Source organism: Spirosoma pollinicola, assembly GCF_002831565.1.
Taxonomy (GTDB): domain Bacteria; phylum Bacteroidota; class Bacteroidia; order Cytophagales; family Spirosomataceae; genus Spirosoma; species Spirosoma pollinicola.
The window spans coordinates 7773656-7798971 of sequence record NZ_CP025096.1 but is presented as its reverse complement, the minus strand read 5'-3'; the positions used below and the strand labels follow the sequence as shown (position 1 = coordinate 7798971).

At 52.6% G+C, this 25316-nt stretch carries 23 protein-coding genes, 2 pseudogenes and 1 riboswitch; of the genes and pseudogenes, 13 read left to right on the top strand and 12 right to left on the bottom strand.

Annotation, left to right across the window (positions count from 1 at the left end):
* Window positions 1–77 precede the first annotated feature (77 nt).
* The 4 genes from CWM47_RS32990 (at window position 78) to CWM47_RS32975 (ending at window position 4217) form a co-directional block, all read left to right on the top strand.
* Entirely contained in the window at window positions 78–1874 is a 1797-nt protein-coding gene (locus tag CWM47_RS32990; RefSeq protein WP_100992789.1) for a hypothetical protein, read from the top strand.
* Between the two features lie 66 nt (window positions 1875–1940).
* Window positions 1941–2504: a hypothetical protein gene (locus CWM47_RS32985; protein ID WP_170069471.1), complete on the top strand. Its 564-nt coding sequence runs from the start codon at window positions 1941–1943 to the stop codon at window positions 2502–2504.
* Window positions 2505–2514: 10 nt separating this feature from the next.
* The gene (locus tag CWM47_RS32980; protein WP_100992788.1) at window positions 2515–3378 is read left to right on the top strand and encodes a hypothetical protein; all 864 of its coding nucleotides are present in this window, start codon (window positions 2515–2517) and stop codon (window positions 3376–3378) included.
* Between the two features lie 20 nt (window positions 3379–3398).
* The gene (locus CWM47_RS32975) at window positions 3399–4217 is read left to right on the top strand and encodes a T9SS type A sorting domain-containing protein (RefSeq protein WP_100992787.1); all 819 of its coding nucleotides are present in this window, start codon (window positions 3399–3401) and stop codon (window positions 4215–4217) included.
* 134 nt (window positions 4218–4351) lie between these two features.
* Here CWM47_RS32975 and CWM47_RS32970 read toward each other — a convergent pair whose 3' ends face one another.
* A complete protein-coding gene (locus CWM47_RS32970; protein WP_100992786.1) occupies window positions 4352–4687 on the bottom strand; it encodes a DUF721 domain-containing protein in 336 nt (111 codons plus the stop codon).
* Between the two features lie 259 nt (window positions 4688–4946).
* Window positions 4947–5050, top strand: a riboswitch (SAM riboswitch).
* Between the two features lie 226 nt (window positions 5051–5276).
* Here CWM47_RS32970 and CWM47_RS32965 point away from each other — a divergent pair.
* From CWM47_RS32965 to CWM47_RS32950, 4 genes are all read left to right on the top strand, one after another.
* Window positions 5277–6590, top strand: a complete 1314-nt coding sequence (locus tag CWM47_RS32965) for an O-acetylhomoserine aminocarboxypropyltransferase/cysteine synthase family protein (protein WP_100992785.1) — start codon at window positions 5277–5279, stop codon at window positions 6588–6590.
* A 91-nt stretch (window positions 6591–6681) separates the two neighbouring features.
* Window positions 6682–7761 carry a homoserine O-acetyltransferase family protein gene (locus tag CWM47_RS32960; RefSeq protein ID WP_100992784.1) on the top strand — a complete coding sequence of 360 codons (1080 nt, stop codon included), beginning with the start codon at window positions 6682–6684 and terminating at the stop codon, window positions 7759–7761.
* Between the two features lie 6 nt (window positions 7762–7767).
* Window positions 7768–8361 carry a GDSL-type esterase/lipase family protein gene (locus CWM47_RS32955; RefSeq protein ID WP_100992783.1) on the top strand — a complete coding sequence of 198 codons (594 nt, stop codon included), beginning with the start codon at window positions 7768–7770 and terminating at the stop codon, window positions 8359–8361.
* A gap of 72 nt (window positions 8362–8433) precedes the next feature.
* Complete coding sequence (locus CWM47_RS32950; RefSeq protein WP_100992782.1) at window positions 8434–9162, top strand: esterase family protein; 729 nt, start codon at window positions 8434–8436, stop codon at window positions 9160–9162.
* A gap of 190 nt (window positions 9163–9352) precedes the next feature.
* Here the strand turns inward: CWM47_RS32950 and CWM47_RS32945 are convergent, their stop codons facing one another.
* The 6 genes from CWM47_RS32945 to CWM47_RS32920 form a co-directional block, all read right to left on the bottom strand.
* Window positions 9353–10435 carry a lipase family protein gene (locus tag CWM47_RS32945; RefSeq protein WP_100992781.1) on the bottom strand — a complete coding sequence of 361 codons (1083 nt, stop codon included), beginning with the start codon at window positions 10433–10435 and terminating at the stop codon, window positions 9353–9355.
* A gap of 64 nt (window positions 10436–10499) precedes the next feature.
* Entirely contained in the window at window positions 10500–11684 is a 1185-nt protein-coding gene (locus CWM47_RS32940) for an amine oxidase (RefSeq protein ID WP_240625579.1), read from the bottom strand.
* Window positions 11685–11918: 234 nt separating this feature from the next.
* Window positions 11919–12758 (bottom strand): 5'-methylthioadenosine/adenosylhomocysteine nucleosidase, encoded by an 840-nt coding sequence (locus tag CWM47_RS32935; RefSeq protein ID WP_100992779.1) that lies wholly within the window; start codon window positions 12756–12758, stop codon window positions 11919–11921.
* 106 nt (window positions 12759–12864) lie between these two features.
* Window positions 12865–14190: an NCS2 family permease gene (locus CWM47_RS32930; RefSeq protein WP_100992778.1), complete on the bottom strand. Its 1326-nt coding sequence runs from the start codon at window positions 14188–14190 to the stop codon at window positions 12865–12867.
* A 63-nt stretch (window positions 14191–14253) separates the two neighbouring features.
* Window positions 14254–14985 (bottom strand): glucosamine-6-phosphate deaminase, encoded by a 732-nt coding sequence (locus CWM47_RS32925; RefSeq protein ID WP_100992777.1) that lies wholly within the window; start codon window positions 14983–14985, stop codon window positions 14254–14256.
* Window positions 14986–15052: 67 nt separating this feature from the next.
* Window positions 15053–16438 (bottom strand): alkaline phosphatase D family protein, encoded by a 1386-nt coding sequence (locus CWM47_RS32920; RefSeq protein ID WP_100992776.1) that lies wholly within the window; start codon window positions 16436–16438, stop codon window positions 15053–15055.
* Between the two features lie 42 nt (window positions 16439–16480).
* Between CWM47_RS32920 and lysA the strand changes: the two genes are divergently transcribed.
* The gene (gene lysA, locus CWM47_RS32915; protein WP_100992775.1) at window positions 16481–17746 is read left to right on the top strand and encodes a diaminopimelate decarboxylase; all 1266 of its coding nucleotides are present in this window, start codon (window positions 16481–16483) and stop codon (window positions 17744–17746) included.
* Between the two features lie 107 nt (window positions 17747–17853).
* Entirely contained in the window at window positions 17854–18567 is a 714-nt protein-coding gene (locus CWM47_RS32910; protein ID WP_100992774.1) for a YebC/PmpR family DNA-binding transcriptional regulator, read from the top strand.
* A gap of 156 nt (window positions 18568–18723) precedes the next feature.
* Here CWM47_RS32910 and CWM47_RS40095 read toward each other — a convergent pair whose 3' ends face one another.
* Window positions 18724–19572 (bottom strand): gliding motility-associated C-terminal domain-containing protein, encoded by an 849-nt coding sequence (locus CWM47_RS40095; RefSeq protein WP_317046676.1) that lies wholly within the window; start codon window positions 19570–19572, stop codon window positions 18724–18726.
* A 54-nt stretch (window positions 19573–19626) separates the two neighbouring features.
* On the opposite strand from CWM47_RS40095, the gene CWM47_RS40090 reads away from it, so the two are divergent.
* On the top strand, window positions 19627–21027 hold the full coding sequence (locus tag CWM47_RS40090) for a hypothetical protein (RefSeq protein ID WP_317046675.1): 1401 nt from the start codon (window positions 19627–19629) through the stop codon (window positions 21025–21027).
* A gap of 240 nt (window positions 21028–21267) precedes the next feature.
* On the opposite strand, the pseudogene CWM47_RS40450 reads toward CWM47_RS40090, so the two are convergent.
* Window positions 21268–21612 (bottom strand): annotated as a pseudogene (locus CWM47_RS40450) (PKD domain-containing protein); the annotation flags it as partial.
* A 149-nt stretch (window positions 21613–21761) separates the two neighbouring features.
* Window positions 21762–22661 (bottom strand): T9SS type B sorting domain-containing protein, encoded by a 900-nt coding sequence (locus CWM47_RS32900; RefSeq protein ID WP_240625577.1) that lies wholly within the window; start codon window positions 22659–22661, stop codon window positions 21762–21764.
* 3 nt (window positions 22662–22664) lie between these two features.
* Here CWM47_RS32900 and CWM47_RS39500 point away from each other — a divergent pair, with 3 nt between their 5' ends.
* Together CWM47_RS39500 and CWM47_RS32890 are read left to right on the top strand one after the other, a co-directional pair.
* Window positions 22665–22973 carry a hypothetical protein gene (locus tag CWM47_RS39500; RefSeq protein WP_240625575.1) on the top strand — a complete coding sequence of 103 codons (309 nt, stop codon included), beginning with the start codon at window positions 22665–22667 and terminating at the stop codon, window positions 22971–22973.
* An 84-nt stretch (window positions 22974–23057) separates the two neighbouring features.
* Window positions 23058–23354: pseudogene (locus CWM47_RS32890) on the top strand (transposase); the annotation flags it as partial.
* A 133-nt stretch (window positions 23355–23487) separates the two neighbouring features.
* Here the strand turns inward: CWM47_RS32890 and CWM47_RS32885 are convergent.
* Together CWM47_RS32885 and kduI are read right to left on the bottom strand one after the other, a co-directional pair.
* Window positions 23488–24261 (bottom strand): SDR family NAD(P)-dependent oxidoreductase, encoded by a 774-nt coding sequence (locus tag CWM47_RS32885; protein ID WP_100992772.1) that lies wholly within the window; start codon window positions 24259–24261, stop codon window positions 23488–23490.
* A gap of 146 nt (window positions 24262–24407) precedes the next feature.
* A complete protein-coding gene (kduI, locus tag CWM47_RS32880) occupies window positions 24408–25292 on the bottom strand; it encodes a 5-dehydro-4-deoxy-D-glucuronate isomerase (protein ID WP_100992771.1) in 885 nt (294 codons plus the stop codon).
* Window positions 25293–25316 lie beyond the last annotated feature (24 nt).

The window sequence follows — 25316 nt, the reverse complement described above, 5'->3', positions numbered from 1 at the left end:
GGAGTCGGTGCAAACCGGCTCCCCCCTATTGATTTATTATTTCATCTGGAGCCAAGCTAAGTTAATTAGTTATGAATATGAAAAACCACTACCTCCTGAATCGAGCCCTGGTCTGGTTGCTGAGTTTAAGCTGGCTGCTGTTGAACAGCAGTGCTGTGAACGCCCAGCAATCGACCAATACGATCAAATACCGGGTGACCTTTGATGCATCGACCCAGCTCTATACAGTCTGGGTGGTGCCTGATTATGCAACTCCCAACAGCAACAACGGGGGTGCCAACGAACTGGTCTCTACAGCCCAGGTCACGCTGAAAGTGCCGATGGGCTTTGTGATTCAGAACATCACCGATGCCAGCGGGACGCAAAACTGGGATAAGAACCCGGTCAAGCTGGGCCCCGGCCTGAGCCTGACATCCACAAGCGGTACAGTTTTTACCCAGGATTATAGTCCGGCGGTGCTGGACCCTGCTTACGCCTACTATGTGATTGGCAAAGCGCCTTCGGAGTCGAACCTGGGACCCTTCGTGATTGGTACGCCGGTGGCCCTGTTCACCTTTAAGGGGAACGGCTGCTCTGGACCTATTCAGATCATGCCTCCTGGCGATCCGTTTATTGAGGCCTCCTATGTGGCGTTCTCTTACAATGTGCCCAATAGTTTTTATTCCAGCTCGGGTCAGCCAGTAGGAGGTAATCAGGATCCGCTGGAACAATTTATCAACAGCAGTGGATCTGCGGCCAGTTGCCAGTCTGCGCCGATTACGGTGGCCATCACAGGGCCCGCAGCGGGCACGACGGTGGCGAATTTGAACCCGGCCATCTCGGGTACGGCCACGCCGGGCAGCAGTGTAACCGTTACCGGCCCCAATGGTCAGAGCTGCGTAGTTGTAGCGGCCACCCCGGACGGCAGTTGGAGCTGTACGAGTTTAACTTTCGTGAATGGTCCCGCATCGGTGACGGCCGTAGCTAGTTTAAGTGGAGTAACGGGCACACCGGTCGTAAATAGCTTTACGATAGCGGCTCCTCTGGCACCGGTGGTGGTGTTACAATTGAAAGTCATGTTACAGGGAGCGCTCGTTGGCAGTACGAATAATCTGATGCGCGACGATCTGCGCAGTAAAGGATTCCTGCCGCTGACCGAACCCTACACGGCTATCGGCGGTTCCCGCTTCACCCATCTGGGTGGTGGAGGAGAAACCATGCCCGCCAGCGTAACGGCCCTCAATGTGGGTACCGGCGATGCGGTCGTGGACTGGGTATTCGTTGAACTGCGCAACCCGAGCAATCTATCCCTGGTAGTGGCTACCCGTTCAGCTATGGTGCAGCGCGATGGCGATGTGGTACTGGCCAGCGATGGCGTGTCACCGCTCAGCTTTAGCGGGCTAACCGGCAGCAGCTTCTTTGTGAGCGTCAAACACCGTAATCACCTGGGTGCTATGACAGCCACCGCCATTCCCCTGTCGACTACCGGCACAGTGGTTGATTTCACCACCATGACCAGTGCGCAACGCTGGAATACGGTCGTTGGCGCCTTCGATTATGAAGGCTGGGAGCAAACCACGGTGAGTGGCAGGCAGGCGCTGTGGGCAGGTGATGCCAACCACAATGGCAAAGTTAAGTACCAGGGATCGGCCAACGATTTGATTACGATCTTCTCCGAAGTGATTGCGGCCCAGAGTACCAACACGAATCCATTATATAACTACGATAACGCACTGGGGTACTTTTTCGGGGATGTAAACATGGATGGTAAAGTAAAATATCAGGGTACAGCCAATGACACCTCTCTGATCTTTACCAATGTGATCACCAACTACAGTACCCTCAACAGCGGTCAGTTGTACAACTTCGACTTTATGCTGGAACAAATTCCGTAAGTCAAATCGGGGCGCAGGCAACGCCTGTGCCCCATCACATTTATCCGTATGTTGTCAATTATCCTCATGAAAAAAATTCTGCTTATTTTCAGTTTGCTGAGTTTGGCCCTAACCGGTTTGGCCCAAACGGTCGAGTATACACTGCGGTACAATATTGCCCTGAGCCGGTACGAAGCGTATGGCAGGCCCAACTTTACCCAGAGCCAGTATAACTGGGGCAGTGCTCAGGTATCGGTAGTGACGCCCACCTCCGTGGCCAACTCGGCCTTCACTATCAATAGTGTAGCGGCCGGGGGCTGGGTCGATAATTCGCAAATTTACGGGGTACAGAACCTGGACTTTCATGCGGTCGGCTCCAATGGTCTGAAGGTCGACCTGGTGTCGGGTCAAGAAACGTTGTTGTTCACGTTCGTACTGCCGGGCGGAGTATGTACGCCGGGTCTACGGCTGTTTGTCAATGGCAGTGATCCCAACTCGAGTGCTGCGGGTATGCAGGGGGGAGACTTTGCCAATACGATGTACTCAGCCAATGATATTCTGGGGGGGACGAATTTATACCTGCAGAATTATGCCAATACGGGTACCGTCTGTACCACCTGTAATCTGACCGCTCCTACTTTAAGCAAATAGGCCAATGACGATGTATACGAAACCTGTTTGTGGCTGGGTATTTTGTCTGGGATGTTGTTTGTGGCTCCTGTCTGGTAGTGTTCAGGCGGCTCCACGAGGGCAAAAAGACACCGGAATACTCACCGCCACCCGGCTGGCCGATGCTGACGCAGATGGTGTCTCCGATGGCAGCGATTTATGTCCGGGAACACCTGTCGGCATGGCCGTGAATGCCTACGGCTGCCCGCTGTCACAGTCGAGTTGCGATTACACCACCTCGACGGTAACGCTGCTGAGTGCGGGAGGAAGCGCGGGCAGTACGGTAACGACCCGATATGTGCTTGCCAATAATGTGGGGACGATTCTGCAGATTAGCCCAACGGCGAGTTTTACTGGCTTGACCGGTACGGCTACCTATATGGCCGTTGCCATTACGTATGATGGGGTGGTCACGAATTTATCAGTGGGCAGTACGTTAAGTGCTGTATCAGCATCGTGCCTGGATTTATCGGATGCGCTGGTCTTCAAAGCCTGTATCGCCCCCGTGCCTACCTGCGATTATCAGGTAGGGGCTACCATTGTGCTGACCTCGGCCGGGGGCAGTACGGGAGCGGGTGTTAAAACCAGCTATGTGCTCACGGATGCCACGGGTAAACTGATCAGCGTAAGCGCAACGCCATCGTTTTCGACAATGGGTCTGGTAGCAGGAGCGTATTCTGCCTATGGTCTGACCTACACCGACGATGCCAGTATTGTTAACCTGGTTGCCAACGGCACTGCTACGCTGAGTCAGGTAACGGCCAGTTGTCTCATCGTTTCGACAGGCTTGTCCCTAACCCTGTGTGGGGGTTGCAAAACCAGTTGTGTACCCATTTTGATTTCTCGTTTACGGTAGTCTACTTTCCTGTTATAAAGATGAAAATACTATATAGTCTATTCTGGAGTATCTGTTGCCTGCTGGGGGGCGTGTCCCGGCTGGAGGCCCAGCCTCAGGTCACGCTGAGGATTTCGTTTAATCCTGAACAGAGTCGCTATGAGGTGTTTGCCACCCCTAACTTTACGGCCAAAAATTTCATCTGGGGTCCCTCGCAGGTCTCGGTCGTTCTGCCGGAAGCCGTAGCGAACGAGCGGCTCTCGATTCGAAGTACGAGCGTAGGTTCCTGGAGTGATAACTCGGTGGTGTATGGGCCTGTCCTGGCTGCCACGGCCGACTTTCATGGGATAACCACATCGGGAAGTAAGCTGGATTTTCAGGCGGGTACCGAGTTTTTACTGTTCGACTTTGTGCTGAAGGGGGGCTATGTGCCGGATGTACGGTTATTCAACCCTGGGGTGGATCCCGGCTCTGAGCAGAAGGGTATGCAGGGGGGTGATTTCCGGAGTTATATGTCGGATCATCAGGGGCACGACTATTTGCAGATCGATAGCCAACGGGTTATTCTGGCTGTTCGGGAAGTTGCCGTGGAGGATGCAGCTATGCAGGTCGTGGCCTATCCGAATCCAAGCGTGAGTGGTAAATTCAGGCTTTACCTTCCGGGCTTTACCCCCAGCGAGGTGGTGCGGGTACGGCTAGTGAATTTGACCGGGCGAGTACTCTCCACGTTTGAGGAGAAGGTAGAAAGTCTGGTTGACCGGGTCATCGAGGTGAACAGTTCTGTTGACGGGTATGTGCTGCTCAATCTGGAACGGCTCACCACCACTCAGCAATTCACCCATAAACTTTGGTTTCGATAAAGAAACTAGCGGTTCCGCATCACTTTCATGGCTAGCACCCGGTTACTATCCGATCTACTTTGGCCATCCATACAAAGAAAAAGGGCACTGCGTCGACGCAGTGCCCTTTTTTACTATATAAATACGTGAGTTGCTCAGATGAATACGACGTCTTCAATTACGTCGGTTCCCATGTCTTTGTTGACCAACTGAATGAGCTTCTGTTTGGCGTTGACAAGCTCGCTGCGGAGCGGTGCCGAGGCAATTTCAATGTACAACTTCTTGTCGCGTACGTAGAGCCGGTTGGTGCGGGAAGCAATGGATGGCCCCATCATGCGGCCCCAAAAGGCTTCGAGGTAAGTTTCGTTGAAACGGGTTTGAAGTTGATAGGCTTTTAATAACTGCCCAATGGCATCTTTCAAGGACGTGACGCCAGCCACTCGGGTGGCATTTTCACGGTTGTAACGATACGTCTGGTTCGGCTGATTCATGCGGCAGGAGTCTTGCGTGCAAAAGTAAACAATGAATTGAGTTATTAGGCGGAGATTGTCAAGCCACATTAAAAAAGATTATCTATAGGTCGTTTCTGCGCGTTTCGGCCAGAAGCATCGAACTGGCAGCAGGACGTTGAATGAAGGAGCCAATCGCATAGAAAAACGGGCTGGTGTTTGGAATCGCGCCGTTTGGCTGTTATACTTGCGCTATCAAGTCAATTGCGACGCGTCAACTCTATGTCTTTCGACGCGCATTGATTTATAAAGAAGCGGGGAGAGATCAGGCTCTGTAAACCGCTGGCAACCTACCACATGGCAAGGTGCTAACTCCTGCCTAAAATTATTTAGGGACTATAAATCGTTAACTCACATGCTCTACCACAAGCAATGTATGCCCCGGGCTGAATGGCCCCAGGGGGCTTACTAAGCAGTCTTCTCCTACCACCACGAAAACCGGGAGGGTTTGTCGTGCGTCAATTTTAGTTTAATGTGTATGGTTTGACGTTGTCGGGAGGCAACTATAAACAAACTGTAGTACGGCGAACACAAAACTATAGTCTACAAACCCCAAACTATTCTTTAAGCCATGTCTGAACTTCATTTCGATACCCTTCAACTACACGCGGGTCAGGAGGTCGATCCAACGACAAATGCCCGGGCGGTGCCTATTTACCAAACTACGTCTTTTGTTTTTAACGACTCGGCCCACGGCGCCGACCTGTTCGCACTGAAAGCATTCGGGAATATCTATACCCGGATTATGAACCCTACCTCCGATGTATTTGAGAAGCGCATGGCCGCTCTCGAAGGGGGCGTGGCGGCTCTGGCGGTGGCGTCGGGGCAGGCGGCTCAGTTCATTGCGCTGAGCAATATTCTGAGCGCGGGCGATAACTTTATAACAACGTCGTTTTTGTACGGCGGAACGTACAACCAGTTCAAAGTGTCGTTTAAACGGCTGGGTATCGAAGCCCGATTCGCCGATGGCGACAAACCCGAATCGTTTGCCAAACTGATTGACGAAAACACCAAAGCCATTTATCTGGAAACAATCGGGAATCCGGGTTTCAATATTCCTGACTTCGATGCGTTTGCGGCTCTGGCCAAAGAACACGATTTGCCGCTTATTGTCGATAATACATTTGGCGCCGGTGGGTATCTTTTCCGCCCCATCGAACATGGGGCCGCCGTGGTGGTCGAATCGGCTACCAAGTGGATTGGCGGGCATGGCACCAGCATTGGCGGAGTCATTATCGACAGCGGCAATTACAACTGGGGAAATGGAAAATACCCGCAGTTCAGCGAACCATCAGAAGGCTATCATGGACTGGTATTCAGCGATGTGTTTGGTGTAGGCGGTCCGTTCGGCAATATTCAGTTTATTATCCGCGCCCGTGTCGAGGGGTTGCGTGACTGGGGGCCGGCCATCAGTCCGTTCAACTCGTTTCTATTGTTGCAAGGACTGGAAACGCTTTCGCTGCGGTTGGATCGCACGGTGCAGAATGCGCTGGCATTGGCCCAGTGGCTCGAACAGCACGATCAGGTAGAATCCGTGAACTACCCGGGTCTGGAAAGCAGTTCGTATCATGATCTGGCTAAAAAATACCTCAAACGGGGTTTCGGTGGCGTATTTTCATTTAAAGTAAGAGGTGACGAAGCTGCTGCCGACAAGTTCATGAACAGCCTGAAACTGGTAAGCCATCTGGCTAACGTGGGTGATTCTAAAACATTAATTATCCACCCGGCGGCCACTACCCACCAGCAACTGAGTGAACTGGAACAGGCCAGTGCCGGTGTTGCGGTAGGCGTCCTGCGTATTTCGGCGGGTACCGAACACATCGACGATATTAAAGCTGACTTCGAGCAGGCGTTTGCCAGTATTGCCGAGCCGGTAGTAGCATAGTTTTAGGTTTGGTTTACGGTTTACGGTTTATGGGTTTTGCCGATGATGGCATACCACAAACCGTAAACCGTGAACCGTAAACTTTTTCCGATTGGATCTTAACTACTTCGATTACAAATATTCGTTTCCGCTCGAATCGGGGGAAAGCCTGCCCGGTTTCAGGCTGGCCTATACCACACGCGGTACACTTAACAGCGACCAATCAAACGTTGTTTGGGTATGTCATGCCCTGACCGGAAATGCCGATGCCGGCGACTGGTGGGGTGGTATGGTTGGGCCGGGTAAATACTATGATCCGGAAAACAGATTCGTGATCTGCGCCAACGTGATCGGGTCTTGTTATGGCTCTACAGGGCCACTATCGGTAAATCCATCAACAGGCAAACCGTTTCATCACGACTTCCCGATGATTACTATTCGGGATATGGTAGCGGCTCTGGATTTACTTCGGCAGGAGTTAAATATCGACAGAATCAATACCTGTATCGGTGGGTCGGTAGGGGGGGAGCAGGCGCTTGAATGGGCCATTTTCCAACCCGGTTTGATCGAAAATATGGTTATCATTGCGACCAGCGCCATTGCGTCGCCCTGGTGCATCGCGTTCAACGAAGCACAGCGTATGGCCATTGAAGCCGACCCAACCTGGGCCGAACAGCGCGATGATGCGGGCCTTGCCGGGATGAAAGCTGCCAGAGCGATGGCCATGATTTCGTACCGGAACTACGATACGTATGGGTTTACGCAGGCGCTTGACAACAACGAGCAACTGGATGGCTATAAATCGGCGGGCTATCAGCGATATCAGGGCGAAAAACTTGCCGAGCGCTTCAATGCATTTACCTACTGGGTGCTATCGAAGGTGATGGATTCGCATAACGTGGGCCGAAACCGGGGCAGTATTCTGAACGCACTGAACCAAGTTAAAGCCCGGACGTTAGTAGTTGGAATTCGCTCGGATTTGCTGTTTCCCCCTTCTGAGCAGCAGTTCCTGGCCCGACACATTCCTAATGCCATCTACGAAGAGATTGATTCGCTGTATGGACATGATGGTTTTTTAATTGAATTTCGACCATTGACGGGTATTATCCGTAAGTGGATGGCGAGTGCAGCTTCGGCTGACGTGGTATCGGCTACCAACTCGTTAAGAACTAGCAGCCAGCCGGTTAAATAATTAAGTATGGTTTGGTACGAAGCCGACATTCAAGAAGTAGAACGTAAACTAGCCGCCACGACCCCGGTAGCAAACAGAGTTGTTTTTTATGGTAGTTCGTCCATTCGTTTATGGTCAACACTGGCGCAGGATTTCCCGCAAAGTAATCCCCTCAATTTAGGCTTTGGCGGCTCAACGCTGGCGGCATGTGCCTGGTTTTTTGAGCGCTTAATTGTTCCTGTAGCGCCCCAGTCCCTCATTTTTTACGCGGGCGACAATGATCTCGGCGATGGCCGACATCCTGAAGAAGTCTACCTGTTTTTTTGCGCCTTCGCCGAAAAACTGAGTAAACTGTTGCCCGGCGTTCCGCTAACATATTTATCCATCAAGATTAGCCTTTCACGCTGGAATATCGCCAAGGAGATACAGGCCACAAACAAATTAATTCGTGCCGAGTTGGAGAAGATGCCGGGCAGTTTGTATGTCGATATGACAACCCCTTTGCTAGCCGCCGATGGTAGACCCCGCCGGGAGTTCTTCGAAAACGACGGTCTTCACCTGAGTCCGGCTGGTTATCGGGTGTGGAAAGAGGCATTACAGCAGCAAGCCCGGATTTCTTAACGATTTGTTTATTCGAGTGGCGTTGTCGTTCTCCACAAACGTCGCAAATTCACGGGTACTTAATGCAACGTTATGCACCGGGAATATCATAAATGGTTTAGTCCGAATCTAAACCGGGATATGGAGTTGCTCATTTATGGCCATGCTGGCGCACGGATGTTGGTATTTCCAACCCGGCGTGGTCGTTTTTATGAGTATGAAACGCTGGGTCTGGTCGATGCAGTAGCCGAAAAAATTGACAATGGCTGGTTGCAACTATACTGTGTTGACAGTATCGATTGTGAAAGCGTATACAATTTCTCCGCTCACCCGGCCGATCGTATTCGGAGGCATAACCAGTATGAGCAGTATATCATAAATGAAGTCCTGCCGCTTTCCCGCCTGAAAAACCCACAGCCGTTTATGATTTCGCACGGTTGCAGCCTGGGAGCTTATCACGCCCTAAATATTGCCTTCCGGCATCCGCAGTGGTTTGGGAAGGTGGTTGCTTTCAGCGGTCGATACAATTTGTCGGAACCGGCCGGGGAGTTTCGCGGCTTGTTCGATGATTATTACGATGAGGAAATTTATTTCCATAGTCCCAATCATTTCCTGCCAAATCTGGACGATTGTTGTGTGCTTGAATCGCTTCGTCGGCTCCAGATCATACTAACAATTGGTACTGAAGATCCCTTTCTGGATAGCAATATCACCCTTAACTCGGCCTTGCAGGCCAAACAGATTCCTCACGAAATGCATCTTTGGGAAGGCCGGGCGCACCAGGCCAGCGACTGGCAAAAAATGGCGCAGTTGTATTTGTGAAGTATCAGACAGCATCCTGCTGTCTGGCCGTCAGGCAATGAATAGCTTTAAGTGATAAAGTTTAATTGATAACTCATCTCTCTTTGCCTAGCGGCCAGACAGCATCCTGCTGTCTGATACAAGATGAAGACATATCACGGCAATAGCGCCAAGGTGAGTGCGTACTCAAAATGCCTGTCGGTCAACCGTATCAGGGGAGTTTTTCTGTCAGGTATAAATAGGGAGGGTGAAAGTGGTGAACGAAAATCTTCTCCTCACTATTCGGGTATTTTTTGAAATAGTCATCATCGGCCAATAGCACAATAGTCGTGCCTGTTCTGACATAATCGCTGCTGTTGTAATAAGCAGGTGCTACATAGCCATTCAGGTTTTTCTGTACGGTTTTTGCCGCCAGCTTGCCCATGTACTTCTGATAATTCTGCTGCGCTTTCAGGGCGGGTTTACTAAGCTGGTTGTATATGTATTTCAGTACAATCCGTTGCGGCAGCTTTTGTTTCTTGATCATGGCTGGTGCGCCTTTGAACGGATTGGTCGTATTCACGTCGTTGATCGTCTGAATAGAAAACGGCACTTCCGGCACCCAATCGGCAGAATTGACCACGTTGTAACCCCAGCCATTTTGCGTAGCGGCTTCGTACTCATAGGCGTAATACAAATTGCCCGGTTTAGGGCCTGCACTACAGTATGTTTTGAAACGGATATCAGCGGGGATTTTGGCTTGTTTTTGCAGGTTTTTCAGGTGTGATGTCAACAGAAAAGCAATTGCTCCTCCCTGGCTATGGCCCATAATCAGTATGTCTTTGATACCCGCCCGATAGCAGGAGTCAATTTTGGGTACTATATCCTTTGCCAGAAAAGCCATGCTGACCAGCCAGCCAACATGCACAGCGGCTTTCGGATCGGCCGCTAGTTCATACGTAAAATTCTCCTTGTCGCTAATTTGGATAGACCCTTTAGCGGGTACCATAGCTGCATAAAAATTACTCAGCCAGCTTACACTGTTTGCCGTAGTTCCGCGAAGGCTCAATACCGCTACCGACTGTGGACTCGTCCATAAATCCCACTTGTTTTCCAAACCGACAGTGGGTGAGCGATAGGCCAGTTTAAACTGTTGCGGGGTCGGAAATGAATTGACGTATGTAGAGTCGCCAAACTGTGCTGATATTTTGAGCATTTCAATGTATTCGGCTTTATCGAAACCCGGCTTGAGTTTTTGACCAACGAGTAGGTATGGACATACCAATAGTACAAAAATCGTGAGGGTTGATTTCATGTGTAGGACTGGTTAAAGACGTGAATGGAAAAACTCCCCTCTTAACTAATTGTACGTTAAAAGGTTAACTTATCTGCAAGCCTGCTTCCACGACTACTTCCTGTGCTTGCCGAAATGCGTTGGCATACGGCTCTACCAATACCCGGCCAGGCGGGTCGAGCGATAAATCAGCATCCCAAAGGCCGGAGTGATGCCAGTGATCAAGGTGGTCCCAATCGGGGCGGTCGACAATTGGATAGATACATGCGCCAAAAAGAGGCACTCCAGCCTGTAGAACAGCGGCACACTCGCGGCCAATCATGTCTATCCAGAATGGACGGTCGATACCGGGGTGGCTGGTTTCGGTGAGGGCAATAGGTCGTCCATAGCGTCGGTACGCTTTCATTAACAAGTGACGAAGCGGCAACCAACGAGGATCGGGCGTGTCGTCGTTCCAGCCCAGGAATATACTGGTACCGTCAATCCACTGGTTGTTGTAATAGTAATTGAAACCCAGAATGTCCAGGTACTCAGGTGACCCGCCCAGCTCAGGTGCGATTCGACCCGCCAGCATATCAACCGACTGAAATTGGTTTTCATCGGCAATAGCCGCATTGATAATTTGCTGCCGGGTTGCATTCATGGGCGGCACAATCTGTACCAGCGGCTCGGTCGTCAGGATACGAATCGTTGGGTCGATTTCGCGCATGGCCGCAACGCCTTCAATGTAGGCACGCATCAGTCCGACTTTTACCTCCCACCCCTGCTTTGTACAATAGGGCGATGTTCCGCAGGCATCACCACCAAGCCACGACATGAAACTGACCTCATTGATGGGCGTTACAATTAGCGTATCGTCGGGATACTGAGCGCGGTAGAAGTGGACAAACGCCCGGCAAAGAGCCGCAAAACGCCGGGCAAACATCGGGTGAAGGGGTGTCAGATCATCCGGGTAACCGAAATGGCACAAATCCCAAACCTGCTGGATTCCCTGCCGATGACCTTCGGCCATTATGTCGCTCACCACGCTCCAGTCGTACTGGTAAGCCCTTTTTTCTACCTGACTCCACTGAATACCCTCCCGAACGGTACGGATAGCAAAGGAATGCAGGTGGGCATAATCTTCGTTAAGTAACTGAAGATGGCCCGATACCCGAAGTAAATCGACGCGATTGCCGAAGCAGTTTAACTGATCGGTGCATTCATAACCCGCCCACCAGAAGGATTGAAAAGGGTTTATATGCGTAGAAGTTGTTGAGTTAACTAGCAAGAGAAGAAAAGTTGATGCCCCCAAAAATGGCTATAAAGCAGACTGTCATCAAGTAATAATGACTTTTCCGAGTAAAAGGTTTTACGGTATTTAGCCCTCTGGCGCGGGTATTTACCCGTGCCTGTTCATATAGCAAGCCGGTCCGGCGTCCCGGTTCGCTTGCGTCAGTAAATACTGACTTTATTAATAGGCACGGGTAAATACCCGCGCCAGAAGTACCCGCGCCCGCGCCACCTACAATGCTTTCACAATAGCAATAACCAGTTTGGCGGAGTTTCGGGCGGCTGTAGGGTAAAATTTATCGTAGGCAACATGCGCTTCGGCGTCGGCCCGGTCGCTCAGACTACGTATGATCAAATGCGGAACCTGAAGTTGGTAACAGACCTGAGCAATGGCCGCCCCTTCCATTTCGGTAGCGTCGGCCCCGAAATCGGCCCGCAGGCTGCTTACCTTGGCGGGCGAGGCCACAAACACATCGCCAGTAACAACCGTGCCTGTTATCACCTTCACGGATCGGTCAGAAACGCCCCCCGATGCCAGTGGAATACCCTCAAGCTGAACCCCTTTCACAACGGTTTCAGCCAGATGCATCAGGGTCGAATCGGCGGGGAAATAAACCGGGTTGAACTGTTTTGTGATAGCGTTACGGGTCTGACGGGTAGGCGTGTTCTTCTCGGTGATGGAGCCATAATCGTGGTGGGCCGTCCGACCGGCAATGACAATGTCGCCGGGTTGAAGGTCGGGGTTTGTGCCGCCCGCTATACCCGTAAATAAAATGCGCTGGGGCCGAAAATGATCCAGCATCAGGGCTGTAGTCATGGCGGCATTCACTTTGCCAATCCCCGTTTCGGCAACCACAACCCGGTGTTTGCCAAGCCGCCCCGTCGTGAACGAAATGCCATCGACGATAACCGTTTTCGGGTGTTTAAGGGATTGGTTGACCAGCGCCACTTCGGCCCCGAAAGCACCCAGCAAACCTGTGACTGGCCGGGGTTTGTAACGTTGGGCAACGGCGAAAGAGCGAAAGAATGAAAGAGCGAAAAAGAATGCAGTCAGGATGTATAGTTTTTTCATTTGAATTTTATGTAGCGTGTAGTGGTACTCCGCGCAGCCGAAGGTTAAGTTATAAATCTGTCAATGGTGGCTGGTCCTCATACCTGCCACCATGCCGGGCGAATCGTCAATGTCCACTCGCCAGGGCAAGTACACAAAACGCATCGACAATCCAAAGACCCAGCGGGACCTCCCGGTTTTTGCCGACGGCTACTTTGATGACCGTCCAGGATAAAAATCCCCAGATCAGCCCCTGCGTAATGGAATAGCTGAACGGAATGAGTACGAGTGCCAGGAAAGCGGGTAGCGCGTCGTCTAGCTGGCTCCACTCAATGCGGGTAATGGGCTTCATCATAAACGCTCCCACCAGCACCAGTGCCGGAGCCGTGGCAATGGCCGGAATGACCGATAATAAGGGAGAAAGAAACAGGAAAGGAAGAAAGCAACAGCCCGCTACAATAGCTGTCAGCCCGGTTCGACCTCCCTGCGCAATTCCCACCGCCGACTCAATATAGGCTGTTCCCGGACTCGTGCCAAACACCCCGGCCAGCGTGGTGGCAACGGCATCGGTCAGGAGGGAGCGGTTCAGGTTGCGCGGTTGCCCGTGGTTCGGCCCGGCGCTCTGGTCCTGTAAACCACCCGCTTCGGCAACGCCAACAAAGGTGGATAGGCTATCAAAAAGATCGGTGAAGGCGAAAGCGAAAATGACGGGCCAGAGCGACCAAGACAGTGAACCCATCAGGTCTAATTTACCCAGTAGCGAAAAGTCGGGTGCGGCCCAGATGCCCTGGAAATTGACCAGCGTCTTTTGCCCGAAATTAACGGCCGATGCATCGCCCCAGTATCGTCCGATGGGCCAGGCCGCGAGCGTTGTCAAAATGATACCAATAATAATGCCTCCCGGTACGTCGCGTACAACCAGCACACTCATCAGCAGCAGACCGAAGATAAATGTCAATACAACAGGGTCGTTAAAGTGAGCAATGCTCACCAACGTGGCGGGATTTGCCACAATGAATTTGGCGTTTTCGAAACCAATGAGCGTGATAAACAGGCCAATTCCTGCCGAAACCGCATAACGAAGGGGTTGCGGAATGGCCCGTACAATGGCCGACCGGACATTGAATATGGATAATAACAGGAACAATACGCCCGCCCAGAACACCGCACCCAGGGCCACCTCTGGCCGAATGCCCATGCCTTTTACCGCCGTGAAGGTAAAGAAGGCGTTCATGCCCATTCCCGGCGCCACGACAATTGGGTTGCGGGCGTAAAGACCCATCATCAGGCTACAAAAAAATGAGAGTAAAATTGTAGCCGTCAACACACCGCTAAACGGCAACCCGGCCTGACTCAAAATGGCCGGGTTGACAACAATAATGTACATCGTTGCCAGAAACGTAGAAATGCCGGCAAGAACTTCGGTTCGACGGGACGTAAATGTAGTTGGCAATGAGCTTGTCGTTTATCGTGAAGCAGGTAAGAAATCACAAACTACAATCCCGCAGCCAAAATCTCAAGAATTGGTTAGTAAACTTCCAGCGGCTTCATCGATCCAGATTTGGGCGTTGGGGTGGGTTTGCATAATGCTGGCCGGAACTTGCTCCGTAACAGGCCCCCGCAGCGCATCCCGCAGAACAGGGGCTTTCCTGTCTCCGCTGACCATAAGAATAACCTCTTTCGCTTCCGTCAGGTGGCGCAGGCCAACCGTGATTCCCTGTGTCAGTGTTGTTTCTGTCTTGAAATATTTTTGACCCACCGTCTTGGTGCTTTCGGCCAGTTCAACTACGTGGCAACCCAATGTAAATGGTGTTCCCGGCTCGTTGAGGGCGATATGCCCGTTCATGCCCATGCCCACCAGAAGTACGTCCAGTCCACCACGATCCTGAATAACGGCATCTATACGAGCGCATTCGGCCGCGAGATCAGTGGCTTTGGCATCGAAAACGTGAACCTGGTCGGGGCGCAAGTTCAGTGGCCTGAACAAGTCGCGGAATACGTAATACGAACAACTGCCGAAGTCATCCGGGCCAAAGCCAACCCACTCGTCCAGGCCAACAAAGGTGCATTGGCTTACATCTACACGTTCGTCTTTGGCTAGTTCCACAAACCGATGGTAGGTTTCGATAGGCGTATCACCCGAGGCCAGACAAAGCGTTGCGTTGGGTTTATGATTAATGATCGAAGCCAGATGATCTGCTGTACACTGCGATAAGGTGGCGTAGTCGGGAAATTCGTTGATGGTCATGTTGTGTGTAGCCTGGACGTCCACGTCCGGGTGTTTATCATTTTATTTCCGGACGTGGACGTCCAGGCTACTTCAACTCATTCGCCCGCATATCTTTTGTCCAGCGTTCGGTACCTTTTTGGTCGTATACTTTGATGGTCAGTACTCGATCTTTCAAGGGACCGCTCACGGTCAGAATGCCAAAATTACGGTCAGTTACTACCGTGCCGTCAACGTAAGTCGGGAGTTTTAGCTCTTCGGCCAGCGGTTTTGCCGGACTGGAGGTTAGGGGCGAAATGGTCAGGTCGTAAAGTGGATACGTGCCGGCGCGATCAAGCTTATGCAGTATAGAGTGATGCCGGTCGCCCGTAATGAACAGTACACCGGGAATTTTTGCGTCGGCAATGGCTTTAAAGAGCCGGTCGCGTTCGGTGCCGTAGATGGCGTAGTTCTCAAACGATTTCGTTGGGTTTACGATCTGCCCGCCCGTCACGATAAACTTAAACGTGGCTTTACTAAAGGTCAGTGCATCCAGCAGCCATTGAATTTGTTTATCCGCGAAATACGCCTTACCGGGCCCGTCGGTCATATGATCGGGTGCGCGGAATGTCCGGTCATCGAGCATAAAAAACTGACAGTCGTTCCAAACGAACGTACCGGCGCAACTTTCGGGGAAGATAAAGTTCGGGTTGGCCCAGAACAGTTTGAACGCATCGAGCGTCACTTCCTTAAGCCAGTAGGAGCGGTCGGAATCGTCGGGACCGTAATCGTGGTCATCCCAGATCGCGTAATTGTGCGTAGACGCCAGAAGGGGCTGCATTTCGGGCAAGGAACGGGTATGGGTATAACGGCGCAGAACACCCGCCCGACTGTTCCAGTCCACCTCGCGGGTGTACGTGTTATCGCCCGTCCAAAGCATAAAATCGGGTTTTTGAGCAGCCAGGGCTGTAAAAATCTCATAGCCCCCACCGTAAGGCGTACCAGGCCGGTCTACCTCAGGTTCGTTGACGTAGGTGCAGCTTCCGACGCCGAAGTGAAAGGTCGGAGGGTCGGTCCGCCATTGCCACAGGTTTTGGGTTTGGAACTGAGTCGGGTAGGGCAGGCTCACCTTCTGGCCCTCGATTAACACGTCGTATTCGTACGTTTTTCCGGGGTCCACCTGGTCGGCGAGCAGGTGGGCTGTAAAAGCCGTTTGCCGGTTAGTCAGTACTTCATTGGTAAGGTGGGCGGGTGTTGATTTGCCCGTTTCGTGATACCGAATCTGAACGCGGGCGGGCTGTTTGGTTTGCGCCCAAAGCATCACCTCGCGCATTTCCGAATACCCAACCATCGGCCCTGACTGGAGTGCCTTGGTTTGCGTACTGGTTTTGTGCCCGTTCCGAGAACCAATTGCCTTTTGTTTCGTAATCGATTGACCGAATAAGGCAAATGGAGCTGTTAGTATGAGGACTAAGAGAAACTGAATTTTGTACATGGGGGAAAGATGGCGTAATTTTGCGGTTCGTTCAAGGAAGTCATGCAACTAAATAACCGTACTTACCAGATTCAGGGTGTCAAGGTATTGGATATAGCCGACGAATTCGGCCTGCCTTTATACGTCTATGACGCCGACAAAATTATCGAAAAAATCGGCTTGCTCCGGTCCTCATTTAGCGGAGTCAATCTAAAAATAAAATACGCGGCCAAGGCACTCACCAACATATCGATTCTGAAATTAATGCGCCAGCAGGGTGTTGAGATGGATTCGGTATCGGTCAACGAAGCCCGTATGGGTATCCTGGCTGGTTTTGAGCCGGGCCAGATCATGTTCACCCCGAGCGGTGTGTCGTTCGAGGAAATTCGCGAAGCTGTTGCGCTGGGTCTGCAACTGAATGTGGATAGCCTGCCGCTTTTAGAGTGGGTTGGACAAACCTACGGAAGCCAGGTGCCCGTTAGTATTCGGATCAATCCGCACATTAGTGAGGGGGGTAATATAAAGATTTCGACAGGTCACGCCGATTCCAAGTTTGGTATTTCGATTCTGCAACGCGCCGATATTCTGGCACTGGCAAACAAATATCAGATTCAAGTTGCCGGATTACACATTCATACCGGCTCTGATTTCAAGAATGCCGACGCCTTTTTAAAGGGAGCCGACGTCCTGTTCGACCTTGCCACCGACTACCCAAATCTGACGTTTATCGACTTCGGGAGCGGGTTTAAAGTTGCTTATAAAAAAGGCGACCATATCACCAACGTGGCCGAATTGGGTCGGCAGGTGTCCGACGCGTTTCAAAACTTTTGCCAGCAGTACGGACGTGACCTTGAGCTCTGGTTCGAGCCGGGAAAATTTCTGGTGAGCGAAAGCGGGCATTTGCTGGTGAAGACCAACATTGTTAAAGACAACCCGACCCGCACGTTTGTGGCTGTCGATTCTGGCCTGAATCACCTGATTCGCCCAATGATGTACGATGCGTATCACGACATTAAAAACATCTCGAATCCGGCAGACGACGAATCTTCTGTCGAAAAGACCTATACCGTAGTCGGTTACATTTGCGAAACGGACACCTTCGCTACAGATCGTTCATTGCCCGAGGTTAGACCCGGCGATGTATTGTCTTTTGAAAATGCAGGAGCGTATGGCTTCAGCATGGCGTCGAACTACAACGCCCGCTTTCGGCCAGCCGAAGTGCTGGTCTATGAAGGCAAACCCTACCTGATCCGCCAGCGCGAAACCTTTGAGGATTTGTTGCGCGGGCAGGAGATAATTGAATTTGAAGAAGAACTAGTGAAAAAATAATATAGATAAACACAGAGGTAACGGAGGAGTACACGAAGAACACAGAAAAACTTCGTTACCTCTGTGTAAAAACTCTGTGTTCTCTGTGTTTTAATCAATCTGTTACAATGGGACGCGCATTTGAATACCGGAAAGCCCGGAAAATGAAACGGTGGGGGCAAATGGCCAAGACCTTCACCCGTATTGGTAAAGACATTGTGATGGCTGTGAAAAGCGGTGGTCCCGATCCTGACGTAAACGGACGTCTGCGGGCTATCATTCAGAACGCCAAAGCGGCCAATATGCCGAAAGAGAACGTAGACCGGGCTATCAAAAAAGCCTCGTCAAAAGATCAGGAGGATTACAAAGAAATCGTGTACGAAGCCTATGCGCCCCACGGTATTGCCCTGGTCATTGAAACCGCTACGGATAACCACAACCGCACGGTGGCCAATGTTCGCAGTTACCTCAACAAACTCGGCGGTAGCTTGGGAACGCAGGGAATGCTCGACTTTATGTTCGACCGGAAGTCAGTATTTCGGATTCCGGCTGATGGCATCGACCAGGAAGAACTCGAACTCGAATTGATCGACGTTGGGGGAGATGACATCGAGCTTGACGACGAAACGAATCAGTACGTCATTTACGGTGAGTTCACCGCTTTCGGAAGCATTCAGAAATTTCTTGAAGAAAAAGCCTACGAAATCAAACAGGCTGAATTTGAGCGTATCCCGAATGACTTTAAAGAGTTAACCGACGACGAAGTTGCCGATGTTGAAAAGCTCATTGAGCGAATCGAAGAGGACGACGACGTTCAAATGGTGTATCATAATATGAAATAGGCAAACGAATCTGTGGTGTCGGGTCCTCAGACCCGACACACTCGCGTCAGCAATCAGTGTCGGGTCTGAGGACCCGACACCACGGAGAAATCCGGCACCACACCATCACATCACGCTAAAAACAAGAAAGGCCGGATAAACCGGCCTTTCTTGTTTTTAGCGTGAACCTGTATTTTCTCTGAATATCTGGACCCAGCTTTTGATGATCTGCGGGGGGGCGTTTCTGTCCAGTAGGGCATAATGCACCGTGGCCTGATAGTAGTACAAGCCCGTGGGCAGCTCCGCCCCGTCACTACTCCGACCATCCCAGGCCAGCGTCGGACCGCTGCCCTCATAGAGCTTGGCCCCCCACCGGTTGTAGACCACAAACTCGATCCGCTCCACAAACCGAGGACACTTCAAGGGCGCAAACACATCGTTCTTGCCGTCTCCGTTGGGGGTGAACACGTTGGGCAACACCAGCGAGGGGCAGGCCTCGTTGCAGACCGTGTTGGAAGGCGCACTCTCCAGCCCCCGCTGGCTGACGGCCGTCACGTAGTAACAGCCTGCCACGGTGGTCAGACTCGTATGATCAAACCGGGTGGTGGGCACGGCCACACTGGTCAACAGGCCCAGCGTGTCGGAGCGGTAGCGGCCATAATAGAGCTTGTAGGAGGCAATGTTGGCATCGCAGCTGGGGCTAGTGGTCGGCGTCCAGCTGAGCTGGTTGGTGAAGCTGCTCACATCGCACAGGCTCTCGGGCGTCAGGCTGGCACAGTCCAGGCTGTCCAGACTCAGCACCGGCGGGCAGGGGCGGGTGGTGTCGGTAGGGGTGGCACAGATGATCTGGCTGTAGTTGGTCAGGATGCCCAGTTTGGTTAGCTGGGCATCGGTGTACTGGCCCCGGGTCATCACCCGGTAGCAGTAGCTGGAATCGGCCGAGAGCACCCGGCTGGTGTTGCCATCGGCGGTGAAGGTGTCGGACCCATCGTCGGTGAAGCTGTAGGGGGCGGCCTGTACGCTCACCTCGCAGATCTTGTTGAAGGGGCCGTTGGGGCCACTCCGGCTGCGGTAGACATCATGAACTTTTCCATCGTTGGACCAGGGCACATTGGCCTGCCAGCTCAGGGTGACCCGCCGGTTGGCGGGGGCCACGGCCAGCCGCACCGAGGAGGCCGCATCGGTCACATCGAGCCGGGTGAGCTGGCCCGAGGTGGCATCGGTGTAGTAGAACTCCAGGCGGTAGCGGTAGGCGTTGGCGGTGGTGTTGAGGGCCGAGGTGGAGGATCCCCGGTCGATGTAGACCGTGTCGGCGGCATTGGGGGCCAGGACGGTGTTGATGGTGGCGATGGGGACAAAGGTCGTACCGGTGAGTCCCTCGGCCCGCTGGAGCCGGTACTGGTAGGGCCCGCCCAGGTCGCCGGGGGTGAGGCCCAGGGGCCGGGTCCATCGGACGGTGATTTGTCCGGTGGTGGTTTGGGTGGAGTCGACGGTGACCTGGGTGATGACCGGGGCCAGCAGGGGCAGCACCAGGCAGGCCTGGTCGGAGGCCAGGGAGACGCCCCCGTTGGCGCCCCCATTGACGTCGGGGTAGACAGCGACGAGCCGGTAGGAGTAGCTAACGCCCCGTTTGAGGGCGGAGGTGTCGGTGTAGGTGGTGGTGTTGAGGGGCACGCGGGCGATGAGGGTGTAGCCCGCCGGGATGCCCGTCACGCAGGGTCTTGGGGGAACCACATCACAACCTTCCTTTCGGTAGATGGCCAGGGTGGTGCCCGCCGTTCCGCAGGTGTAGGGTGTCCAGGAGAGGAGGATGGCTCGCCCGTTGGCGGTGGCGGTGGGTCGGGCGGTGAGTCCCTTGACGGATGGCCCCACGATCTGGATGCGGAAGGACTGGAAGGAGACCAGGGCGGGGGTGGGTTTGGGGGGCACATCGGTGGCCTTGAAGACGACCTCGTAGGGCGAGACGCGGATCTGGTTGCAGCCGGTTTGCCAGGTGAAGGTCGCCGTGGCCGGTTGATTCTGGGTAATACCCCCATTCACCAGTCGTGCATAAGCGGGCTGAATCAACTCGCCCGCTGGCAGTGCCACACCATCCTGACCTACATTGAAAACGCCCCCGAAGCCGGAGATGATGACCCGGTTGCCATCGGGGTCGGTGGCCGTGACGGGCTGGTTGATCAGGGTGCCGGCTTCCACGCACAAATCGGGGATGGGCTGAATGAGTGGCCGCTGGTTCTTATTATCGACGACAATAATCTGCATGTCACGGGTAATCTCGCCGATAAGCACGCCATTACGCCACTCCTCGATGATGAAGGCAAAGTTGAACTGACCCACTTCGCCAGGGGCATCCCAGCAAAGATCGCCGGTAATGGGGTTGATCGAGAAGGTCGATGCCCCCCCTGTTTCACTGGCGCTCCCAAAACGAGTAGGGTCCTGATAGGCCGGTATATCTCGGCCCACACAGCCATTATCCGTTAAACTTGTCTTGGGTACACTCAATCGGTAAGCCAGACTATCGCCATCGGCATCGAAGGCGGCTGGGTTATGGCAGAACTTCTGACCCACGCGGCCCGAGTCCAGGGGCGGGTTAAGCATCACCGGGGTGGAGTTGGTCAGCAGAGCCGCATTAACGTAAATCGTCGTTGAAACAAAGAATCGAATCTGGTCTGAATTGGCGGCCGGAGGAAGATTTTTTGTATCGGCGTTCCGATTCGGCACTGTCACCCCAATTGTATAGGTGCCTGGACCAGGATAGGTATGAATAACTGTATAGCTATTGACCGATGACGTGCGCCCGTTGATATACACCCGGCTACTTCGCCGAACATCTGCCGTTGACCCATCACCAAAACAGAACGTATAGTTTTCTGCCTGATCGGCCGCAGCTTTACCTTTTTGTTCATCAAAGTAGGCCGTAAATGTAATCTTATACGTGAGTGACGTTTTGGAAATAAGCTTGGTCGTTATTTCGCCTGCCCGCACGTGAGTCGCCTGACTAACGTTAGGTAACAGGGCAGCAATCAAAAAAAGGCTCAAGAGCCCAGATATATAAAAGAACCGCATAGAATTATCGCGTTTCTGATAAAACGCTTCCTTGGGTAAAAAATGTATTGATATCTGGTCGTAAGATAGGGTAAAAAGAAAAAAGGAGAAAGATAATTAGCGTTTCGCCAATCCATTCTCCTTTTTCTTTCCTGATTCTTTATTAATTCTTAGCGTAAAGACATTCCTTCTCTAAGAATTTGCACCCAGCTTTTAATGATCTGGGGGGGAGCGTTTTTGTCCAGCAGGGCATAATGCACCGTGGCCTGATAGTAGTACAAGCCCGTGGGCAGCTCCGCCCCGTCACTACTCCGCCCGTCCCAGGCCAGCGTCGGACCGCTGCCCTCATAGAGCTTGGCCCCCCACCGGTTGTAGACCACAAACTCGATTCGCTCCACAAACCGCGGACACTTCAAGGGCGCAAACACATCGTTCTTGCCATCCCCGTTGGGGGTGAACACGTTAGGCAGCACCAGCGAGGGGCAGGCCTCGTTGCAGACCGTGTTGGAGGGCGCACTCTCCAGCCCCCGCTGGCTGACGGCCGTCACGTAGTAACAGCCCGCCACGGTGGTCAGACTCGTATGGTCGAAGCGGGTGGTGGGCACGGCCACACTGGTCAACAGGCCCAGCGTGTCGGAGCGGTAGCGGCCATAATAGAGCTTGTAGGAGGCAATGTTGGCATCACAGGTTGGCCCGCTGGTGGGCGTCCAACTGAGCTGGTTGGTGAAACTGCTCACGTCGCACAGACTCTCGGGTGTCAGGCTGGCACAGTCCAGGCTATCCAGACTCAGCACCGGCGGGCAGGGGCGGGTGGTGTCGGTAGGGGTGGCACAGATGATCTGGCTGTAGTTGGTCAGGATGCCCAGTTTGGTTAGCTGGGCATCGGTGTACTGGCCCCGGGTCATCACCCGGTAGCAGTAGCTGGAATCGGCCGAGAGCACCCGGCTGGTGTTGCCATCGGCGGTGAAGGTGTCGGACCCGTCATCGGTGAAGCTGTAGGGGGCGGCCTGCACGCTGACCTCACGGATCTTGTTGAAGGGGCCGTTGGGACCCGATCGGCTGCGATACACATCGTGGACTTTTCCATCGTTGGACCAGGGCACGTTGGCCTGCCAGCTCAGGGTGACCCGCCGGTTGGCGGGGGCCACGGCCAGCCGCACCGAGGAGGCCGCATCGGTCACATCGAGCCGGGTGAGCTGGCCCGAGGTGGCATCGGTGTAGTAGAACTCCAGGCGGTAGCGGTAGGCGTTGGCGGTGGTGTTGAGGGCCGAGGTGGAGGATCCCCGGTCGATGTAGACCGTGTCGGCGGCATTGGGGGCCAGGACGGTGTTGATGGTGGCGATGGGGACAAAGGTCGTACCGGTGAGTCCCTCGGCCCCTAGCTAGCTAGACCCGACTAGCCAAGATAAACAGATTGCTGACGAATGTCTTGATGCGGTGGGTATGTTCTCGTTCAAAACACGTGACTAGCTTGCCATGCGGGCGTAGCTCCCTTTGAGCACTCCTCGGGCAGTAGTGTACGGGGTAAGACTCGCGTGAATCATCATGCCCGAAAATCACTGAAAACCTTACTGCATATGGCGGCTATGTCGGCTCTTCAAATGCCCGGTGAATTACAGGAGTATTACCAGCGAAAAGTTAAAGAAGGCAAGAATAAGATGTTAGTTATCAACGCACTAAGAAACAAACTCATCCATCGGGTCTATGCAGTCGTCAAGCGGGGTAAAAAATATAACAAAAATTATACGCCAACCCTTGTTTGAACCATAGAAATCGGCCCGGTCCTGCGTCGGGATGACAAAAAGTAGGCTGCTAAAAGCGGTGCACAACCCATTATTCACGTTAAGTTAACAAAACTTAGTCTTCGACTCAAACAGCTAGAAGCTGTTTGGTACATTATCGACCCATCCATCCACCGTCAACGGTCAATATGGTTCCGTGTACATAACTGGCGGCAGCCGATGCGAGAAAGACGACAGGGCCTTTAAAATCCTCGGCTTCACCCCAGCGAGCAGCAGGAATCCGCTCCAGAATGGATTGACTACGAACCGGGTCGTTGCGCAACGCTTCTGTATTATCCGTCGAAATATAGCCGGGAGCAATGGCGTTTACGTTCACACCTTTCGAGGCCCATTCGTTGGCGAAGGCTTTCACTAAACTCCCGATAGCCCCTTTGCTGGCGGCATATCCCGGCACATTAACACCCCCCTGAAAAGTCAGTAGCGAAGCTGTGAAAACTATTTTCCCGCTGCCCCGCGCGACCATTTCTTTCCCGATTTCGCGGGTAAGAATAAACTGAGCCGTCTGATTGACCGCAATCACTTCGTCCCAATAAGAATCCGGGTGTTCGGCGGCTGGTTTGCGCATGATCGTACCGGCATTATTGATCAGAATATCAATAGTTGAATGGTCTTTTTTTACCTGTTCAATAAACGCGTAGAGCGACTCCCGGTTGCTAAAGTCGGCCTGATAGGCATAAAACTTCCGGCCCAACGACTCAACAGTCACGGCTACGGCGCTGCCTTCCAGCTCTAGGTTGGCCGAAACGCCAATAATGTCGGCTCCGGCTTCGGCCAGTGCTTCGGCCATCGCTTTACCAATGCCGCGCTTACAGCCGGTTACCAGAGCCAGTTTACCCGCTAATGAAAATGAATTGAGAACGGTGTTCATGTATTGTATTTTTTGTCATCCCGACGCAGGAGGGATCTTGAAGGTTGACTTAACTTAAAATCCCTCCTGCGTCGGGATGACAAAATCACTCTATACTCACTAAAAAATTGCTCCTTTTGGGCCACCTTCTTTGTGTCGCAATACCTTTATCTTAGATCGGTTATTGCACAGAAATCCATGTCGCTATAGTCGAGGTTCTCCCCGGCCATACCCCAGATGAACGTATAATTTGATGTGCCAGCCCCGGCATGAATTGACCAGTTGGGCGAAATAACGGCCTGTTCATTCTGCATAAAAATGTGGCGCGTTTCCTGCGGTTGCCCCATAAAATGGCAGACACTTTGTCCTTCAGGAACTTCGAAATAAAAATAAACTTCCATGCGCCGGTCGTGCGTATGGGCGGGCATTGTGTTCCAAACGCTACCCGCTTTCAGTTCGGTCATACCCATCTGCAGCTGGCAGGTTGGGAGTACACTGTTAACGAGCAACTTATTGATTGTGCGGTGGTTAGCTGTTTCCATACTGCCTAGTGTAACTACTTCGGCATCTGCCCGTGCTATTTTACGAGTCGGGTAATTGGTATGGGCTGGAGTCGAGTTCAGGTAAAATTTCGCGGGTGAACTGGCTTCGTTGGATATAAACTGGATAGACTGTGTACCCTGTCCAATGTAGAGTGCTTCTTTGTAGTTCAGGTCATAAGTAACCCCATCGGCCACTACAGAACCAGCACCGCCTACATTAATGATACCCAGCTCACGCCGTTCCAGAAAATAATTGGCTTTGAGTTGATCGGGCGTGTCGAGCGCAACGGGACCATCAACTGGCATAATTCCACCTGTGAGGTAACGATCGAAAAAAGATAACACCCAGCGAAATTGGTTCGGGACGAACAGCGTCTCAATGAGGAAATTTTGCCGAAGCTGCGCCGTATCCATTCCTTTTACTTCGCCCGGCGAAGAAGCGTAGCGGCTTTCGAAGGTTGTTTGACTTGCGGTAGGGGTATTTGTCTGATGAATTTGTTCGGTTTGCATGTGTGTATGATTGCTGGATAACAA

Excerpts from the sequence above, each read along its gene's own strand:
- CWM47_RS32945 (WP_100992781.1), bottom strand. The coding sequence starts at position 10,435 with ATGAAATCAACCCTCACGATTTTTGTACTATTGGTATGTCCATACCTA.
- CWM47_RS32970 (WP_100992786.1), bottom strand. The coding sequence starts at position 4,687 with ATGAATCAGCCGAACCAGACGTATCGTTACAACCGTGAAAATGCCACC.
- CWM47_RS32920 (WP_100992776.1), bottom strand. The coding sequence starts at position 16,438 with ATGTACAAAATTCAGTTTCTCTTAGTCCTCATACTAACAGCTCCATTT.
- CWM47_RS32965 (WP_100992785.1), top strand. The coding sequence starts at position 5,277 with ATGTCTGAACTTCATTTCGATACCCTTCAACTACACGCGGGTCAGGAG.
- CWM47_RS32985 (WP_170069471.1), top strand. The coding sequence starts at position 1,941 with ATGAAAAAAATTCTGCTTATTTTCAGTTTGCTGAGTTTGGCCCTAACC.
- CWM47_RS32975 (WP_100992787.1), top strand. The coding sequence starts at position 3,399 with ATGAAAATACTATATAGTCTATTCTGGAGTATCTGTTGCCTGCTGGGG.
- CWM47_RS32910 (WP_100992774.1), top strand. The coding sequence starts at position 17,854 with ATGGGACGCGCATTTGAATACCGGAAAGCCCGGAAAATGAAACGGTGG.
- CWM47_RS32885 (WP_100992772.1), bottom strand. The coding sequence starts at position 24,261 with ATGAACACCGTTCTCAATTCATTTTCATTAGCGGGTAAACTGGCTCTG.
- CWM47_RS32935 (WP_100992779.1), bottom strand. The coding sequence starts at position 12,758 with ATGAAAAAACTATACATCCTGACTGCATTCTTTTTCGCTCTTTCATTC.
- CWM47_RS32980 (WP_100992788.1), top strand. The coding sequence starts at position 2,515 with ATGTATACGAAACCTGTTTGTGGCTGGGTATTTTGTCTGGGATGTTGT.
- CWM47_RS32955 (WP_100992783.1), top strand. The coding sequence starts at position 7,768 with ATGGTTTGGTACGAAGCCGACATTCAAGAAGTAGAACGTAAACTAGCC.
- lysA (WP_100992775.1), top strand. The coding sequence starts at position 16,481 with ATGCAACTAAATAACCGTACTTACCAGATTCAGGGTGTCAAGGTATTG.
- CWM47_RS32925 (WP_100992777.1), bottom strand. The coding sequence starts at position 14,985 with ATGACCATCAACGAATTTCCCGACTACGCCACCTTATCGCAGTGTACA.
- CWM47_RS32950 (WP_100992782.1), top strand. The coding sequence starts at position 8,434 with ATGCACCGGGAATATCATAAATGGTTTAGTCCGAATCTAAACCGGGAT.
- CWM47_RS40090 (WP_317046675.1), top strand. The coding sequence starts at position 19,627 with ATGAACTTTTCCATCGTTGGACCAGGGCACATTGGCCTGCCAGCTCAG.
- kduI (WP_100992771.1), bottom strand. The coding sequence starts at position 25,292 with ATGCAAACCGAACAAATTCATCAGACAAATACCCCTACCGCAAGTCAA.
- CWM47_RS32990 (WP_100992789.1), top strand. The coding sequence starts at position 78 with ATGAAAAACCACTACCTCCTGAATCGAGCCCTGGTCTGGTTGCTGAGT.